The sequence below is a fragment of the Curtobacterium subtropicum genome, assembly GCF_030362975.1.
In the GTDB taxonomy this organism is placed as follows: Bacteria; Actinomycetota; Actinomycetes; order Actinomycetales; family Microbacteriaceae; genus Curtobacterium; species Curtobacterium subtropicum.
This window is the reverse complement of the sequence record NZ_JAUCMM010000015.1, coordinates 40,339-56,816: the sequence shown is the minus strand read 5'-3', so window position 1 is coordinate 56,816 and position 16,478 is coordinate 40,339. Positions and strand designations below refer to the sequence as shown.

18 protein-coding genes are annotated in these 16,478 nt (G+C 71.3%); 7 read left to right on the top strand and 11 right to left on the bottom strand.

What is annotated here, in order from left to right; genetic code table 11:
* On the top strand, positions 1 to 189 hold a 189-nt coding region (locus QUG98_RS15570; RefSeq protein ID WP_289471411.1), incomplete at its 5' end, for an integrase core domain-containing protein.
* 105 nt (positions 190 to 294) lie between these two features.
* Here QUG98_RS15570 and QUG98_RS15565 read toward each other — a convergent pair.
* Complete coding sequence (locus QUG98_RS15565) at positions 295 to 1,209, bottom strand: DsbA family protein (RefSeq protein WP_289471410.1); 915 nt, start codon at positions 1,207 to 1,209, stop codon at positions 295 to 297.
* A 253-nt stretch (positions 1,210 to 1,462) separates the two neighbouring features.
* Between QUG98_RS15565 and QUG98_RS15560 the strand changes: the two genes are divergently transcribed.
* Complete coding sequence (locus QUG98_RS15560) at positions 1,463 to 2,563, top strand: ABC transporter ATP-binding protein (RefSeq protein ID WP_289471409.1); 1,101 nt, start codon at positions 1,463 to 1,465, stop codon at positions 2,561 to 2,563.
* 50 nt (positions 2,564 to 2,613) lie between these two features.
* Complete coding sequence (locus QUG98_RS15555; protein ID WP_289471408.1) at positions 2,614 to 3,924, top strand: DUF4032 domain-containing protein; 1,311 nt, start codon at positions 2,614 to 2,616, stop codon at positions 3,922 to 3,924.
* A 109-nt stretch (positions 3,925 to 4,033) separates the two neighbouring features.
* Here QUG98_RS15555 and rlmB read toward each other — a convergent pair whose 3' ends face one another.
* The 4 genes from rlmB to QUG98_RS15535 are packed head-to-tail and all read right to left on the bottom strand — an operon-like array spanning position 4,034 to position 8,245.
* Entirely contained in the window at positions 4,034 to 5,044 is a 1,011-nt protein-coding gene (gene rlmB, locus QUG98_RS15550) for a 23S rRNA (guanosine(2251)-2'-O)-methyltransferase RlmB (RefSeq protein WP_289471407.1), read from the bottom strand.
* A gap of 28 nt (positions 5,045 to 5,072) precedes the next feature.
* Positions 5,073 to 6,482: a cysteine--tRNA ligase gene (cysS, locus tag QUG98_RS15545; protein ID WP_289471406.1), complete on the bottom strand. Its 1,410-nt coding sequence runs from the start codon at positions 6,480 to 6,482 to the stop codon at positions 5,073 to 5,075.
* Positions 6,483 to 6,541: 59 nt separating this feature from the next.
* Entirely contained in the window at positions 6,542 to 7,711 is a 1,170-nt protein-coding gene (ispD, locus tag QUG98_RS15540) for a 2-C-methyl-D-erythritol 4-phosphate cytidylyltransferase (protein WP_288468448.1), read from the bottom strand.
* Positions 7,712 to 7,762: 51 nt separating this feature from the next.
* Positions 7,763 to 8,245 carry a CarD family transcriptional regulator gene (locus QUG98_RS15535; RefSeq protein WP_017888066.1) on the bottom strand — a complete coding sequence of 161 codons (483 nt, stop codon included), beginning with the start codon at positions 8,243 to 8,245 and terminating at the stop codon, positions 7,763 to 7,765.
* A 91-nt stretch (positions 8,246 to 8,336) separates the two neighbouring features.
* Here QUG98_RS15535 and QUG98_RS15530 point away from each other — a divergent pair, with 91 nt between their 5' ends.
* Positions 8,337 to 9,056 carry a hypothetical protein gene (locus tag QUG98_RS15530; protein ID WP_289471405.1) on the top strand — a complete coding sequence of 240 codons (720 nt, stop codon included), beginning with the start codon at positions 8,337 to 8,339 and terminating at the stop codon, positions 9,054 to 9,056.
* A gap of 178 nt (positions 9,057 to 9,234) precedes the next feature.
* Here QUG98_RS15530 and QUG98_RS15525 read toward each other — a convergent pair whose 3' ends face one another.
* The gene (locus QUG98_RS15525; RefSeq protein ID WP_289471404.1) at positions 9,235 to 9,915 is read right to left on the bottom strand and encodes a response regulator; all 681 of its coding nucleotides are present in this window, start codon (positions 9,913 to 9,915) and stop codon (positions 9,235 to 9,237) included.
* Positions 9,912 to 11,078 (bottom strand): sensor histidine kinase, encoded by a 1,167-nt coding sequence (locus QUG98_RS15520; RefSeq protein ID WP_289471403.1) that lies wholly within the window; start codon positions 11,076 to 11,078, stop codon positions 9,912 to 9,914. Before QUG98_RS15520 ends, QUG98_RS15525 begins: the two co-directional genes overlap by 4 nt.
* A 158-nt stretch (positions 11,079 to 11,236) precedes the next feature.
* Between QUG98_RS15520 and phoU the strand changes: the two genes are divergently transcribed.
* The gene (phoU, locus tag QUG98_RS15515; RefSeq protein ID WP_209675432.1) at positions 11,237 to 11,908 is read left to right on the top strand and encodes a phosphate signaling complex protein PhoU; all 672 of its coding nucleotides are present in this window, start codon (positions 11,237 to 11,239) and stop codon (positions 11,906 to 11,908) included.
* Between the two features lie 22 nt (positions 11,909 to 11,930).
* Complete coding sequence (locus QUG98_RS15510) at positions 11,931 to 12,479, top strand: P-loop nucleotide/nucleoside kinase family protein (RefSeq protein ID WP_289471402.1); 549 nt, start codon at positions 11,931 to 11,933, stop codon at positions 12,477 to 12,479.
* A gap of 99 nt (positions 12,480 to 12,578) precedes the next feature.
* On the opposite strand, the gene QUG98_RS15505 is transcribed toward QUG98_RS15510, so the two are convergent.
* Complete coding sequence (locus QUG98_RS15505; RefSeq protein ID WP_058729300.1) at positions 12,579 to 13,325, bottom strand: phosphoglyceromutase; 747 nt, start codon at positions 13,323 to 13,325, stop codon at positions 12,579 to 12,581.
* A gap of 44 nt (positions 13,326 to 13,369) precedes the next feature.
* On the opposite strand from QUG98_RS15505, the gene QUG98_RS15500 reads away from it, so the two are divergent.
* Complete coding sequence (locus QUG98_RS15500) at positions 13,370 to 14,143, top strand: class I SAM-dependent methyltransferase (protein ID WP_289471401.1); 774 nt, start codon at positions 13,370 to 13,372, stop codon at positions 14,141 to 14,143.
* 96 nt (positions 14,144 to 14,239) lie between these two features.
* On the opposite strand, the gene ygfZ is transcribed toward QUG98_RS15500, so the two are convergent.
* The 3 genes from ygfZ to QUG98_RS15485 all read right to left on the bottom strand — a co-directional run bounded on the left by ygfZ (position 14,240) and on the right by QUG98_RS15485 (position 16,367).
* Complete coding sequence (gene ygfZ / locus QUG98_RS15495) at positions 14,240 to 15,307, bottom strand: CAF17-like 4Fe-4S cluster assembly/insertion protein YgfZ (RefSeq protein WP_289471400.1); 1,068 nt, start codon at positions 15,305 to 15,307, stop codon at positions 14,240 to 14,242.
* A complete protein-coding gene (locus QUG98_RS15490; protein WP_289471399.1) occupies positions 15,307 to 15,909 on the bottom strand; it encodes a heme-binding beta-barrel domain-containing protein in 603 nt (200 codons plus the stop codon). The genes ygfZ and QUG98_RS15490 overlap by 1 nt, the downstream gene beginning before the upstream one ends.
* Before the next feature lie 176 nt (positions 15,910 to 16,085).
* Positions 16,086 to 16,367, bottom strand: a complete 282-nt coding sequence (locus QUG98_RS15485) for a hypothetical protein (RefSeq protein ID WP_289471398.1) — start codon at positions 16,365 to 16,367, stop codon at positions 16,086 to 16,088.
* Positions 16,368 to 16,478 lie beyond the last annotated feature (111 nt).

Genomic DNA, 16,478 nt, shown 5'->3' with positions numbered 1-16,478 from the left:
GGGAAGATCGAGCGGTTCCACCGCACCCTGGGCGAGGGCTGGGCATACGCACGGTTCTACGGCTCAGAGACCGAACGCCGACAAGCGCTCCCGGGCTGGCTCCACTTCTACAATCACCACAGGACTCTCTCCGCCATCGGAGCACCACCCATCAGCAGACTCAACAACCTGCCTGAACATCACATCTAGACGGGCGACGACCGAGGCGCGGAACCGGGCCGTGACGGACGGGAGGCTCCCCACCGGTCCGGTGGGGAGCCTCCCGTCCGTCGGTCGGCCGACCGTCTCGTGACGTCAGCCGGCGGATGCGCTCGCGGAGGGGGTCGGCGTGGCCGTCGGCGACGGCGTCGCCTCCGTCGCGCCCGCCGCCGACACCACGAAGGTGCGGAAGTCGTCGTTGGTGATCGGCGCGGTCAGCTCGTACTGCTTGCCGTTCACGAGCACCAGGGGCGGCCCGGGGAACTCGCTGAGCGACGACCCGGGGATGTCCCCACCGGTCACGTCGGCCGTGCGCTCGTCGACCCACTTGACGTAGGTCTGGTCACGGATGCAATCACGGATCGCCGCGGCGTCCTGCACCCCGTCGACCCCGGTGACGATCCGCTCGAGCTGCGCGTCGGTGAGCCCGGAGGTGCCCTGGTCGGGCTGGCGCGCGAAGAGCGCCTGGTTCACGGCGTAGAACTGGTCGGGCGACCGGTCCGCGACGCAGGCGGCGGCGTTCGCGGCGCGCAGCGAGTACTTCGTTCCCTGCGAGCGGTTCGTCAGCACGGCGACGGGGTGGATGTCCACCGTCGCGGCGCCGGACTCGGCGAGGCCCGCGATGTAGTCGCCGTTCGCCTTCTCGAACTGGGCGCAGGTGTCGCAGAGGTAGTCGACGTACATGGTGATGCGCACCGGGTCGGAGGTGCCGGTCGCGCTCGGCGACGGGGCTGCGGCAGCGTCCACGGCCTTCAGGTCCTGCCCGATGGTGATGCCGCCACGGGACATCGTGGACGGACCGGGACCCGCAGGCCCGACCGAGTCGACGAGCACGAGGGTGACGACCGCCACCGCGGCGAGCAGCACGACCCCGAGGCCGACCTGCAGCCCGAGACGGGTCCCGCGCTGCCGGCGCTTCTGCTGCGTCCGGGCGCGCTGGGCCCGTTGCCGTGCGGCCTCTCGTCGTTCGTTGCGCGCGGCGCGTGCGTCACCCTCGGGGCGGTTGGTCATGCGTCGATGGTCCTCACGTTGATCCTGACGTCCGCACGGCCTCACCTTCCCCCGTACGCCGGACGGACCCGCCGATCGTAGTGGTCCTTCCTGGGACCAGCCAACCAGGTCGGACCGACACTGGCGCTGGCGGGGGAAGTCGTGTTGTATGAGCAGCGATGGTCGACGGCGACCATCCGGGGCCCCAACGGGCAACCGCTTCACTACGGATCGTCCGGCACGTACCTGCCGGTGAAGGAAGGATCGAACGCTCATGGCGTCCGTCACCTACGACAAGGCAACCCGTCTCTACCCCGGAGGCACCCGCCCCGCGGTCGACTCCCTCGACCTGGACATCGCCGACGGCGAGTTCCTCGTCCTCGTCGGCCCCTCGGGCTGCGGCAAGTCCACCTCGCTGCGCATGCTCGCCGGCCTCGAAGAGGTCAACTCCGGCGCCATCCGGATCGGCGAGCGCGACGTCACCGACGTCCCGCCGAAGGACCGCGACATCGCGATGGTGTTCCAGAACTACGCGCTGTACCCGCACATGACCGTCGCCGAGAACATGGGCTTCGCGCTCAAGATCGCCGGCGTCGGCAAGGAGGAGCGCGCCACCCGCGTGCAGGAGGCCGCGAAGCTCCTCGACCTCGAGCAGTACCTCGGCCGCAAGCCCAAGGCGCTCTCCGGTGGTCAGCGTCAGCGCGTCGCGATGGGCCGCGCGATCGTCCGTCAGCCGCAGGTGTTCCTCATGGACGAGCCGCTGTCGAACCTCGACGCCAAGCTCCGCGTCCAGACCCGCACCCAGATCGCCTCGCTGCAGCGTCGTCTCGGCGTCACCACGGTCTACGTCACGCACGACCAGACCGAGGCGCTCACCATGGGTGACCGCATCGCGGTGCTCAAGGACGGCATCCTGCAGCAGGTCGGCACCCCGCGCGACCTGTACGAGAAGCCGAACAACGTGTTCGTCGCCGGCTTCATCGGCTCGCCGGCCATGAACCTGCTGCCCGCCGACGTCATCGAGGGCGGCATCAAGTTCGGCTCGCTGAACCACCCGCTCGACCGCGACACCCTGTCGAACGCCCGCTCCGGCTCGATCACGGTCGGCATCCGCCCCGAGGACGTCATCGTGTCCCCGTCGGGCGAGGGCCTGCCGGTCACGGTCGACGTGGTCGAGGAGCTCGGCGCCGACGGCTACCTGTACGGTCACGCCGACGTGAACGGCCAGCGCGCCGACATCGTCGCCCGCGTCGACGGCCGCTCGCACCCGTCGATCGGTGACACGATCGTCATCTCCCCGAAGCAGGGCCACGTGCACGCCTTCGACACCGAGTCGGGCGAGCGCCTGGACGACAAGGCAGTCGTCAGCGCGTAACGCTGGAAGAGCCGGACCGACCCCGGTCACCGCACCAACAGGAGCCACCCGTGCCCGACTCCATGTCCATCACCGCCGCCACCGTCGACCCCGGCCTGCTCGACCTGCCGTGGGACCTGCCGCTCGAGGACTGGCCCGACGACGTCATCGTCGCCCTGCCGAAGGGCATCTCGCGGCACCTCGTGCGGTTCGTCCACCTGAGCGGGTACGTCGCGGCCGTCAAGGAGACCGGCGAAGAGGTGGCCCGAGCCGAGTACGAGATGCTCCGCACGCTGCAGCGCATGGACGTGCCGTGCGTCGACCCGGTCGCGGTGATCACGAACCGCGTCGACGAGCACGGCGACCCCCTGCACCCGGTGCTCGTCACGCGACACCTGCGGTTCTCGCTGCCGTACCGGGCGCTGTACTCGCAGACCCTGCGGCCGGAGACCGCGACGCGTCTCGTCGACGCCCTCGCCCTGCTGCTCGTCCGGTTGCACGTCATCGGCTTCTACTGGGGTGACGTCTCGCTGTCGAACACCCTGTTCCGCCGCGACGCCGGAGCCTTCGCCGCGTACCTGGTCGACGCCGAGACCGGCAAGCTCTACCCGGGCGGGCTGTCGAACGGCCAGCGCGAGAACGACCTCGAGGTGGCCCGGGTGAACATCGCCGGCGAGCTCCTCGACCTCGAGGCCGGAGGCCGCCTCGACGAGAACGCCGACCCGGTGGACGTGTCCAACCGGATCGTCGCGCAGTACCGGACGCTCTGGAAGGAACTGACCGGCACCGAGCAGTTCGACGTCAGGGAACGCTGGCGCATCAACGACCGCGTCGAGCGGCTCAACGCACTCGGGTTCGACATCGAGGAGCTCTCGATCCACACCACCGAGGGCGGCTCGCAGGTCCGGATCCAGCCGAAGGTCGTGGACGCCGGGCACCACCAGCGTCGACTGCTGCGGCTGACCGGGCTCGACGCCGGCGAGAACCAGGCGCGACGGCTGCTCAACGACCTCGACGCCTACCGGGCGCGGAACGGTCGCGACCAGCTCGACGAGGAGATGGTGGCGCACGAGTGGGTCTCGCGCGTCTTCGAGCCCGTCGTGCGGTCGATCCCGCGGGACCTGCGCGGTCGGCTCGAGCCCGCCGAGGTGTTCCACGAGCTGCTCGAGCACCGCTGGTACATGTCGCAGGAGGAGGAACGGTCGGTCTCCCTGCCGGAGGCCACGACCGCCTACATCAACGACGTGCTGCGGCACCGTCGGGACGAGCGGCTGCTCATCAACCCGCCGACCTCGTCGATGACGCTGCCGATCCCCGTGGTCGACGACGACGCCGCCGAGTCCGACGAGGACGACGTCGAGGACTGGCGCGCCACGGTCTGACCGGCGCGGTGCCCTCCGCTGAACGCGACGTCGGCGGCTGCTCGCAGTGCTGGAGCGCTGCGGGGAGCCGCCGACGTTGCGTCGTGCGAGTGGCGGGGTGCGGGAAGCGCTACTCGGCGCGACGGCGCCGTGCGACCTCCCACAGGGTGACGCTCGCGGCGATGCCCGCGTTGAGCGACTCGGTGGCGCTCGAGATCGGGATCGAGACGATCGCGTCGCAGGTCTCGGTGACCAGGCGCGACAGCCCCTTGCCCTCGGAGCCGACGACGATCACGATCGGCCGGTCGGCGAGTTCGAGGGCGTCGAGCTCGACGTCCCCGTCGCCGTCGAGACCGAGCACGAAGAGCCCCATCGACTTCAGCGACTTGAGGGTCTGCGTGAGGTTCGGCGCCATCGCGACGGGCGTCCGGGCAGCGGCACCGGCGCTCGTCTTCCACGCCGACGCGGTCACGCCGACCGAGCGACGCTGCGGCACGATGACGCCGTGCCCGCCGAAGGCCGCGGTCGACCGGATGATCGCACCGAGGTTCCGCGGGTCGGTGATGCCGTCGAGCGCCACCATGAGCGGGACCTGGTCGCGGGAGAACGCGCGCTCGGCGATGTCCTCGGCGACGGCGTACTCGTAGGCCGGCACCTTGAGCGCGACGCCCTGGTGGACGCTGTCGTGCCCGGTGATGCGGTCGAGCTCCGGCCGCATGATCTCCATGATCGGGACACCGCGGTGGTTGGCGAGCGCCAGGATCTCCTTGACGCGGTCGTCGACCTCGATGCGGGCAGCGATGTAGAGCGTCGTCGAGGGGGTCTTCGTCCGCAGCGCCTCGAGCACGGAGTTGCGCCCGGTCACGAGCTCGGAATCGTCGCTCTTGCGCTGCGGCGGGCGACCGGTGCGCTGTTGCGGTGCACTCGAGGCACCGTGGCGTCCACGCGCTGCGTCGAGTCGCTCCTTCGCCGCCTTGCGCTTGCCGGCGGGGTGGTACGGACGGTCCTCGGCCTTCGGCGTCGGCTTCCGGCCCTCGAGCGCCTGCGCGCCCTGGCCGCCGGAGCCGACCTGCTTGTTGCCCTTGCGGCCGGAGCGGACGGCGCCGGGCCGGCCCTTCTTGCTCCCCGAGACGTTCTTCATTGCTCTCTCCTGTCCGGCACGGCCGTTGTCAGGCGATGCTCCAGCGTGTTCCTGCTGCGGTGTCCTCGATGGTGATCCCCGCGGCTGCGAGGTCGTCCCGCACCCGGTCCGCCGTGGCGAAGTCGCGTGCCGCACGGGCGTCGGCGCGCTCCTGCACGAGGCGGTCGACGAGCGCGGCGAGCGGTGCGGCCGAGACGTCCTGCGCACCGCCGGACCAGTGGGCCGCTCGCGGGTCGATGCCGAGGACCTCGACCATCGCGGCCACCTGATGGTACGCGGTCCCGAGCGCTTCCGCATCGTCGGCGTCCAGGGCGGCGTTCCCGGCACGCACGGTGTCGTGCAGCACGGCCAGCGCCTGGGGCACCGAGAGGTCGTCGTCCATCGCGGCAGCGAACGCGTCGGGCACGGACGGTGCATCGCGGAGCGGGACCCCCGCGAGCCGGGCTCCGGCGCGGGCGAGGAAGCCCTCGATGCGGTCGTACGCCGCCTCGGCCTCGGCCAGGGACCCCTCGTGGTGGTCGATCGACGACCGGTAGTGCGCGGCTCCGAGGAAGTAGCGGACCACGGCGGGACGGGCGGCCCCGAGGAACTCCGCGGCGAAGATCGAGTTGCCGAGGGACTTCGACATCTTCTGCCCCTCGACCGTGACGAGCCCGTTGTGCAGCCAGTGGCTCGCGAAGGCGTCACCGGCGGCGGTGGACTGGGCAAGCTCGTTCTCGTGGTGCGGGAAGCGCAGGTCGAGGCCGCCGCCGTGGATGTCGAACGCCGGGCCCAGGTAGCGCCGCGACATCGCCGAGCACTCGATGTGCCAGCCCGGGCGACCCGGACCCCAGGGCGAGTCCCAGGTCGCCGTCGTCGGCTCCCCCGGCTTGGCGCCCTTCCACAGCGCGAAGTCCCGCGGGTCCCGCTTGCCGCGCGGGTCGGCGTCGGCTGCCTCGACCATGTCCTCGCGACGCTGGCGCGTCAGGGCGCCGTACGACTCCCAGCTGCCGGTGTCGAAGTACACGTCGCCCGTGCCGTCGGCAGCGGCGTACGCGTGCCCGCGCTCGATCAGCCGCTCGATGATCTCGTGCATCTGCGGGACGCTCGCGGTCGCCCGTGGCTCGTAGGTCGGCGGCAGGATGCCGAGGGCGTCGTAGGCCGCGGTGAACTCCCGCTCGACGCGGTACGCCCGGGCGAACCACGGCTCGTCGGTGCCCGCGGCGAGGTCGAGCACCTTGTCGTCGATGTCGGTGACGTTCCGCACGAGGGTCACCCGGTACCCGCGGTACGTCAGCCACCGGCGCCAGACGTCGTACACGAGTGCCGAGCGCAGGTGTCCGATGTGCGGGGACGACTGCACGGTCGGACCGCAGACGTACATGCTCACCTGTCCGTCGACCAGCGGGACGAGGTCGACGACGGCTGCGGCGCGGGAGTCGTACAGGCGAACGGTCACGCCACAAGCCTAGGACGTCGGGCGGTCCCGGCGTCGGAACCCGGTGCGGGCCGCTGGGCTCAGGCCGGGCGGACGACGGCGGTCGCGATCGCCGCGAGCCCCTCGCCGCGCCCGGTCAGGCCGAGGCCGTCCGTCGTCGTGCCGGAGACGGCCACCGGAGCGCCGACGACCGCGGCCAGGGCGGCCTGCATCTCGTCGCGCCGTGCACCGATGCGTGGGCGGTTGCCGATCACCTGCACCGTGACCGACGTCGGCACCAGCCCGGCAGCCCGCAGCAGCTCGACGGCGCCGCGGACGAAGACGGCACCGGCGGCACCGGCGTACTGCGGGTCGGACGTGCCGAACCGGCCGCCGATGTCCCCGAGTCCGCCCGCCGACAGCAGGGCGTCACAGACCGCGTGCGCCACCGCGTCGCCGTCGCTGTGCCCCGCGAGACCGGGTTCGCCGGGGAAGTCGAGCAGCCCGACCCGGCAGGGCGATGCCGGGTCGAAGGCGTGCACGTCGACGCCGAGCCCCACCCGGACGGCGGGTACCGTGGCGGCAGCACCCGCGCGGGTGGCGACGAGCGCCTCGGCCCGTGCCAGGTCCCACCGCGTGGTGATCTTGAACGCGTCCGCATCACCCGGCACCGTCCGCACGGTGCCACCCGCTGCCCGGTACACCCCCGCGTCGTCGGTCTCGGACCGCTCGGCGACCGCGTAGGCGTCCCGGAGCCGGGCGAGCGGGAAGACCTGCGGCGTCTGCACCCCGACGAGCGCAGACCGGTCCACGGTCTCGACCACGACGTCACCCTCGACCCGCTTGACCGTGTCCGTGACGGGCAGGGCCGGGACGACGCCGTCGCCGGTCTCCCGCGCACGGGTGAACACCGCGTCGAACTGGGCGGCCGGGGTCAGGCAGCGTGCCGCGTCGTGGACGCCGACCCACTCGATGCCGTCCGGCAGGGCGTCGAGGCCCGCCTGCACCGACGCGTGCCGGTCCGCGCCACCCGTGACGACGGCGGTGAGGTCGACCGCGGGTCCGGCGACGGCGGCGACCAGGGCACGGCACTCGTCGAGCCGGGCCGCGGGTGCGACGACCACGACGACGGTCGGCTCGGCCAGCGTGAGCACGGTGCGCACCGCACGCGTGAGCATCGCCTCCCCGGCGACGGGCACGAACGCCTTCGCGTCACCGATGCCGAGCCGTGTGCCCGAACCCGCCGCGACGACGACGACCGCCCTGCTCACCCGAACGGGGAGCAGGACGGTCGTCGTCGTGTGGTCCAGCTGCGGTTCGCGCTAGGAGGCGAGGACCTCGTCGAGGACGGTCGATGCCTTGTCCTCGTCGGTCTTCTCGGCCAGGGCGAGCTCGGAGATCAGGATCTGCCGGGCCTTCGCCAGCATGCGCTTCTCGCCCGCGGAGAGCCCGCGGTCCTGGTCACGGCGCCAGAGGTCGCGGACGACCTCGGACACCTTGATGACGTCGCCCGACGCCAGCTTCTCCAGGTTCGCCTTGTACCGGCGCGACCAGTTGGTGGGCTCTTCCGTGAAGGGTGCCCGCAGGACCTCGAAGACCTTGTCGAGGCCTTCCTTGCCGATGACGTCGCGGACGCCGACCAGGTCGACGTTGTCCGCCGGCACCTCGATCGTCAGGTCACCCTGCGTGACACGCAGCTTCAGGTAGACCTTTTCCTCGCCCTTGATGACGCGCGTCTTGACTTCAGAGATGGTTGCCGCCCCGTGGTGGGGGTAGACGACGGTCTCGCCGACCTCGAATTGCATGTATCAGGCTCCGTTCCCAGGACCCCCAGTTTACCACAAGGGCGTTTCGGGTAAGGGGCCTGGGCGGCCCGCACCCCAGACGATCGGTAGGATGGACGCGGACCGCCTGGTCCACATCGTGATCTTCCGGAGGAATCTCTTGCGAGCTCGGGTACTCGTGTCCGTCGCCGTTGCGGCAACCATCGCGCTCGGCGCCACCGGCTGCGAGTTCATGTCGCCCGCGCACACCACGGAGATCAAGCAGATCACCGACGGCGTGAACGTGAGCACCGGCTCGATCGACATCCGCAACGCGCTGTTCATCAGTGACCAGGAGGACGACGCCCGCTTCGTCGGCACGATCGTCAACACCGGGTCGAAGGAGATCACCCTCTCGATCGAGGTCGGCGGCGACACGCAGACCGTCGTCGTCCCGGGCAACAGCCGCGCCGACCTCGGCGCGAACACCCCGAACGCATCCCAGACCTCCGAGGCGGGCTCGGAGGAGGGCACCGACGGGCAGGGCTCGAAGGTCGCCGACTCGCAGGCCGTCCTGTTCGACGCCTCCGACGTGGTCCCGGGTTCGCTCGTCAAGACGTACTTCTCGTACTCCGGCGCCGAGGGCGTCTCGGCCAGCGTGCCGGTGCTGACCAGCGCGCTCGAGGAGTACCAGACGCTCGCCCCCTCGACCTCGCCGTCGGCCACGCCGTCGATGCGGTCGACCTCCCCGTCGGAGAGCGGCTCCGAGCCGACCGGCGACGCGACCGCCCCGGGCACGCAGTCGGGTGACTCGCAGACCGACTCGTCCGAGGGCGACAGCGGCACCAACTGACAGTGACACCGTCTGATCGCTGCGCGCCGGACCGGCGCGACGAACGTGACGCAACGCACCGGAGGCCCGGTGGCGGTTCCCGGAACCGGCACCGGGCCTCCAGTGCGTCGCCCGTCAGCAGTGGACGTCCGGCAGCGGACGGCCAGCGTGCCGCGGACGGCGGCGACGGGGCGCGGGCTCAGCCCTCGATCCGGTACCCCAGGCCGCGCACCGTCACCAGGATCTCCGGGGCGCTCGGCACCCGCTCGATCTTCGAGCGGATGCGCTTGATGTGCACGTCGAGCGTCTTCGTGTCGCCGAAGTAGTCGGAGCCCCACACCCGGTCGATGAGCTGCCCGCGGGTGAGCACGCGCCCGGCGTTCCGGAGCAGCAGCTCGAGCAGCTCGAACTCCTTGAGCGGCATCGGCGTCTCGGACCCGTCCACCGACACCGTGTGCCGCTCGACGTCCATCCGGATCCCGCCGACCTGCAGGATGCCGCTGTCACCCGGGTCGTCCTCGGTCCGCCGACGCAGCACGGCCCGCAGGCGCGCCAGCAGCTCGCGCGTCGAGTACGGCTTCGTCACGTAGTCGTCGGCGCCGAGCTCGAGCCCGACGACGATGTCCACCTCGGAGTCCTTGGCGGTGAGCATGATGATCGGCACGTTCGACCGCGTGCGGACCTGCCGGCACACCTCGGTGCCGCTCAGTCCGGGCAGCATGAGGTCGAGCAGGATCAGGTCGGGGTTCTCGGCGTCGAACTTCGACAGCGCGGTCACGCCGTCCGCGGCGACGGAGGTCTCGTACCCCTCGCGCTGCAGGAGGAACTCCAGGGGCTCGCTCAGGGCCGGCTCGTCGTCGACGATGAGGATCTTGGTCACGATGGCTGCTCTTCCAGTTGCTCTTCGAGTGCGGTGGTGAGTTCGGGATCCGCCTCGGGCAGGCGGATCGTGAAGGTCGAGCCCTTGCCGGGCTGCGACCAGACGCGGACGTCGCCGCCGTGGTTGCCGACGACGTGCTTGACGATGGCGAGACCGAGGCCGGTGCCGCCGGTGGCCCGGGACCGCGCGGGGTCGACGCGGTAGAAGCGCTCGAACACGCGGTCGAGGTCGGCCTCCGGGATGCCGACGCCCTGGTCGGTGACCGCGATCTCGACGAAGCCCTTGGTGGACCGGACGCCGACGCCGACGCGGGTGTGGTCCGGGGAGTACTTGACGGCGTTCGCGATGAGGTTCGACACCGCGACCTGCAGCAGCCCCGGGTCACCCATGACCCGCAGCTTCGACCGCTTCGCCCGGACGATCTCGATCTCGCGGGCGCGGGCGACGACCTCGTTCGCGTCGACGGCGGCCTGCACGATCTTGTCGACGGAGGTCTCCTCGCTGCTCTCGAGCGTGTCGACGGACTGCAGTCGGGAGAGCTCGATGATGTCCTTCGTCAGCGCCCCGAGGCGCTCCGACTCGGTGATGAGCTGGCCGGCGAACTTCTTCACGTGGTCGGGGTCGTCGGCGGCGAGCACCAGCGTCTCGGCGAGCAGCCCGATCGCACCGATGGGGGTCTTCAGCTCGTGCGAGATGTTCGCCACGAAGTCGCGTCGGACCTCGTCGATGCGGCGGCTCTCGGTCAGGTCGTCCGCGGTGACGAGCACGTACCGGTTGCCGAGCTGCGCCGCCCGGAAGCTCAGGTAGCCGACCAGTTCCCCGCTGCGCCCGCGGGGCAGCTCGAGGTCCTCGGAGCCCATCTCCCCGCTCCTGCGCACGCGGTCCACCAGGTCGACGAGCTCGGCGTGCACGAGCTTCCGGCGCACGACGAGCCCCACGGTCAGTGCCTGCGGTGACGCGGCGACGACCGTGTTCGACGGGTCGACGACCACGGCCGGGTTGTGCATCGTGGCGATGACCGCGGCGACACCGTCGGGCAGCGTCCGTTCCGCGACGTCGGCTGCCCGGGCCGTGCGCTCCGCCGTGATGACCAGCACCACGACCCCAGCGCCGAAGACCCCGCCGAGGAGCATCGACAGTGGCACGAGCCACGCGTTGTCCATGCCGCCAGTGTAGGGATCGTCACGCGGGGTTCCGACGCCGTTCACCCCGCTCCGGCGCAGTTCCGCCCCCGGATCGAGAGGTGTTCAGCCGCAGGTCACCGTTCGTTCACCTGGGCTGACGACACTCGTCCGGTACGCATCAGAGAGGCACATCCCCCATGCGCGAAGTCTTCCAGCAGGAGCTCCAGGACGTCCAGGAGCGTCTGACCGAGATCGCCGGGCTCGTCGAGTCCGCGATCACCCGTGCGACGCAGGCGTTCAGCGAGTCCGACGTCGCCCTCGCCGAGGAGGTGATCGCCGACGACGCCAAGATCGACCAGGCCGCGAACAGCCTCGACGAGATCGCCATCGACATCCTCGCCCGGCAGGCCCCCGTCGCCCGTGACCTCCGCGTCGTCGTGACCGCGCTGCGCGTCAGCTCGTCGCTCGAGCGCATGGGCGACATGGCCGAGCACATCGCCCAGCTCGCCCGCCAGCGCTTCCCCGAGAAGGTCGTGCCGAAGGGCCTGCGCGGCACCTTCAAGCAGATGGGCGCGCACGACGTCCAGATGGCGCAGAAGCTCACGCGCCTGCTCGCCACCGAGGACATCGCCCTGGCCGCGGAGATCCGCGACGAGGACGACGCCGTCGACGAGCTCCACGCGAGCGTCTTCGACTTCGTGCTCGGCGAGACGTGGAAGGGCAACCCGATCGACACGGTCGACGCGACCCTCGCCTCGCGCTACCACGAGCGCTTCGCCGACCACGCGGTGTCGATCGCCAAGAAGGTCGAGTACCTGGCGACGGGCGACTGGACCGGCGCCGCGTCGGTGACGACCTCCCCCGCCTGACGGGTTCTGCCAGGATCGTGGCATGGCTCAGGTCGCGATCATCGTCAACGGGATGCCCGGTTCGGGCAAGAGCACGGTGGGCGCCGCCCTGGCCGAGGTGCTCGGCTGCCCCTTCCTGTCGAAGGACCGCATCAAGGAGCCGCTGGCCGACGTGGTCGGTCCGATGATCGGTCCGCGCGACCTCGGCGGGATCGCGATGGACACGATGTGGTCGATGGCGCGGGCCGTCGAGAACGGGGTCGTCCTCGACGCCGTCTGGCTGCCGTCCCGTGACCGCGACCGCCTGGAGGCCGGACTCGCCTCCGCCGGGTCGCCGCGCGCCGTCGAGGTGTTCTGCCAGGTCGACCGGGTCACCGCCGCGGACCGGCTGCGCGACCGGTACGAGCCCGGCACGCTGCCCGTCCGGCACGAGGTGCACGGGGACCTGGCGGAGATCCTGGCCTTCTGGGACGAGCACGGCGACGAGGCGGCGCCGATCGGGCTGCTCGGGGTGCCGGTCGTGCGGGTCGACACCGGCCGGCCGTACGACGTCGGGGCGCTCGTGCAGGAGATCGCCGACCACTTCGTCTGAGGTGCCCGCGGTCGTTCGAGAGCCCGACCGCAACGCGGAAGCGACAGTCTGCCGCGAGGGTTCGGCGGCGGACTGTCGCTTCCGCGGTGCTGTCTGGTGCTACTTCTTCGCGCCCTGGGCGGCCACGGCGGCAGCGCCGGCAGCGGCGGCCTCGGGGTCGAGGTAGTACGAGGGCTTCGTCGGACGGAAGTCGTCGTCGAGCTCGTACACGAGCGGGATGCCCGTCGGGATGTTGAGACCGGCGATGTCGTCGTCCGAGATGCCGTCGAGGTGCTTCACGAGCGCGCGGAGCGAGTTGCCGTGCGCCGTGACCAGGACGGTCTTCCCCTCGCCCAGGTCCTTCGTGATGTCCGACTCCCAGTACGGCAGGAGACGGTCGATCACGAGCTTGAGCGACTCGGTCCGGGGCAGCTGGTCGCCGAGGTCGGCGTAGCGGCGGTCGCCTGCCTGCGACCACTCGGCGTCGTCGGCGATGGGGGGCGGCGGGACGTCGAACGAACGACGCCACTCCATGAACTGCTGCTCGCCGTACTGCTCGAGCGTCTGGGCCTTGTCCTTGCCCTGCAGGTCGCCGTAGTGGCGCTCGTTGAGGCGCCAGTCGCGCTTCACCGGCAGCCAGGCGAGGTCGGCCTCGAGCAGGGCGATGTCGGCGGTCTGGATCGCGCGGGTCAGGAGCGACGTGTAGAGGACGTCCGGCACGATGCCCGACTCGGCGATGAGCTCGCCGGCGCGCTTCGCCTCCTTCTCGCCCAGCTCGCTGAGCCGGACGTCGACCCAACCGGTGAACAGGTTCTTCTGGTTCCAGTCACTGTTGCCGTGACGGAGCAGGACGAGCGTGGAGGTCATGCGTCCGAGTCTACCGAGCGGGTGCGCCTCGCTACCCTGGGTCCATGCCCATCGGGAACGTCACGCGCGGGACCACCGGGTACAACCGGCTCCGCCGTGTCGACCGGTGGATCGCCGCGCTCCCGGTCCTGCGCCGGACGGACGACCCGCTCGTGGCCGACGTCGGGTACGGTGCCCGGCCGACGACGACGCTCGAGCTCCGGGACCGACTGGCCCGCGTCCGGCCGGACGTCGAGGTGACCGGCATCGAGATCGAGCCGTCGCGGGTGGCGCTGGCGAACGCCGGCACGCGCGACGGCGTGACCTTCCGGTTGGGCGGGTTCGAGACGCCGACGCCCGGTGGCCGCTTGCCCGCTGTCATCCGCGCCTTCAACGTCCTGCGGCAGTACGACGAGTCCGCCGTCGTGGACTCGTGGCGGATCATGCAGGACCGCCTGCAACCAGGGGGTGCGCTCGTGGAGGGCACCTGCAACGAGGTCGGCCGGGTGGCGGCCTGGGTCACGCTCGACGAGCACGCGCCGCACACCTTCACGGTGTCCCTGCGGGTCGCCGACCTCGAGCTGCCGAGCATCGTCGCCGAGCGGCTGCCGAAGGCGCTGATCCACCGGAACGTCCCCGGGGAACGGGTGCACGCGTTCCTGCTCGACCTCGACCGCGCGTGGGCCGTCGCTGCGCCGCTCGGCACGTACGGCCCGCGTCAGCGGTGGATCGCCACGGTGCACGGCATGCGCGACCGAGGCTGGCCGGTGCTGCACGGGGGGACCCGCTGGCGTCTCGGCGAGCTGAGCGTCCCGTGGTCGGCGGTCGCCCCCGCCTGACCGCACCGGTGGGAATCAGGTTCCGCCAGCAGCACCACGGAACGGACGCACGGAGCACGGTGCCGTGTCCGGAACCAGGTTCCGACGTGACTCGGATCAGCTGCGGCGGACGGCTCCGAGCCGGGGCAGGCGCGGCACGTTCGCCGTCGCGCCGGCCTCCGGCGGGACGATCGTCTCCTGCGCCGCGGTGACCACGACGTCGTCGACGGTCAGGGTCAGCGTCGCAGCGGGGTCGAGCGAGCGCTTCACGACCGCGAGCCCGATCGGCCCAAGCTCGTGGTGGAGCGCCGAGGCGGTGAGCCGCCCGACGTCCTTGCCGTCCAGCTCGACCGCGGTGCCGGGTACGGGCAGCACGCCGTCCGACCCGTCCAGGTGGAGCATCACGACTCGGCGCGGCGGGTGCCCGAGGTTGTGCACCTTCGCGACGGTCTCCTGCCCGCGGTAGCAGCCCTTCGACAGGTGCACCGCGGAGCGGAGCCAGTCGAGCTCGTGCGGGATCGTCCGCTCGTCGACGTCGGCGAGGACCGGGCGCCACGCGGCGATGCGCAGTGCCTCGAACGCGAGGAGCCCCGCGACCGGCGCACCGGACTCCGCCAGGGCGACCGCGGTGTCCGGGGTGACCACGTCGATGCGGAGGGTCCAGTCGGAGCCGGGGTGGGCCTCCAGGGCGGCGTAGCCCCACCCACCGGGCGTGACCGACGACCACGGGTCGACCCACTCGACGACCACGTCGTCCGGCGCTGCCGAGCCGTCGAACCGGCCGAGCGTGACGAGGTCGGCCGAGCGGTCGGCGACCTCGACGCGGAGCATGAAGCGCATGGAGTCGAGCCAGGCCGCGAGCGGGGCGGCGTCCGTCGGCTCGGTGAGGAGCCACGTGACCTCGCCGTCGTCGACCACCCGGGCGGCGTGCTCGACGCGACCGGACTGGTCGAGGACCAGCGTCTCGGTGCTCGCGCCCGGTGCGAGTCCGGTGAGCAGCTGGGACGTGATCGAGTTGAGCCAGGACAGGCGGTCCGGTCCGCTGATCGTCACGACGCCGAGACCGAGCTCGACCACGGCACGGCCGGCGGCGAGCGCCCGCTGCTCGCCGACGGGGTTGCCGTAGTGGGCGGCGGGACCGGCCTCGGATGCGACGAAGCCGTCGCGACCGGCGAACACCGACATCAGTCGACCTTCGCGAGCTGCCCCGAGGCGTGCGAGGTGAGCTGCTGCCCGAGCGCGGCGATGTCCCACGCCCAGAAGAGCTTGCCCTCGACCAGGCCGTACAGGCGGGTCGCCGCCGAGTAGTCCTTCGCGTTCGGCGAGCGCATCACGGCGTCGGTGGCCAGGTCGATGCGACCCTTCTTGACGCGGCCGACGTAGAGCTCGTTGACACCCGTCGGGTGGATGATCGCCGCCTCGACGTCGAAGCCGTCGGTGGTGTTGCGGAGCGTCTCGACGCTCTCCACCGTGCTGAACGGGACGGGCCCGTCACCCATGAGCATCGCGGGGCCGCGGTCGCCCGGCTCGTTCGGACGGTCGATGCGCCAGTAGCCCATCTCGGCGGCGAGGGGGGTGTGCTCGTCGTCGAGCAGCCACGTCGTCGAGGAGTAGTTGAGGTAGGGCAGGCCGTCGTGGCTGAAGCTCACCCGCTGGCCGAACTCGTACTTGCGGGGCTCGTCCTCGTCGCCCACGGGGTACTCGACCACGCCCGTGCCCTCCCAGACACCGACGAGCCACGACAGCGGGACGAGCTCGGGCGCCAGGCCCTCCGGCAGTTCGATCAACGCTGACCCTTGAACAGCTTCACGACGACGACGACCGAGATGAACGCGATCGCGAGCGACGCCAGGCCGAGGAGGCCCACGTAGAACAGCTCGAGCGCAAGCAGCGAATCCATGCGGCGAGTCTACGCGGCACGCCTGACGGCGCCAGGGGGCGTGCCGCGCGGTCGCTGCCGTGTTCAGCGGGCCAGCAGCACCACGGCCGTGACGAGCACCACGACGAAGGACCCGGAGGACGCGATGCTGATCCGCTCGACCAGGCCGTCCTTCGTCGCGGTGATGAGCTGCAGCACGAAGCTCACGAGCACGCAGAGCACGAAGACGAGCAGGAGCCAGGCGAACGAGTCCTTCTGCGTCAGGGTCAGCACGAGCACGGCGCCGACGACCGCGAGCACCCAGACCGGCAGCACGGAGGTCAGGCGCAGTCGGCGCTGGTCGAGGGGCGGGACGGGCTCGGTCACGCGCTCCATCATGACAGGGCCGCGCCTGCGCCGTCGGAGCCCTGACCGACCAGCCGGTCGGCGGGGCGCCGCCGAGGCATCACTAGGATGACTCCACGACGTTCCCTCGCT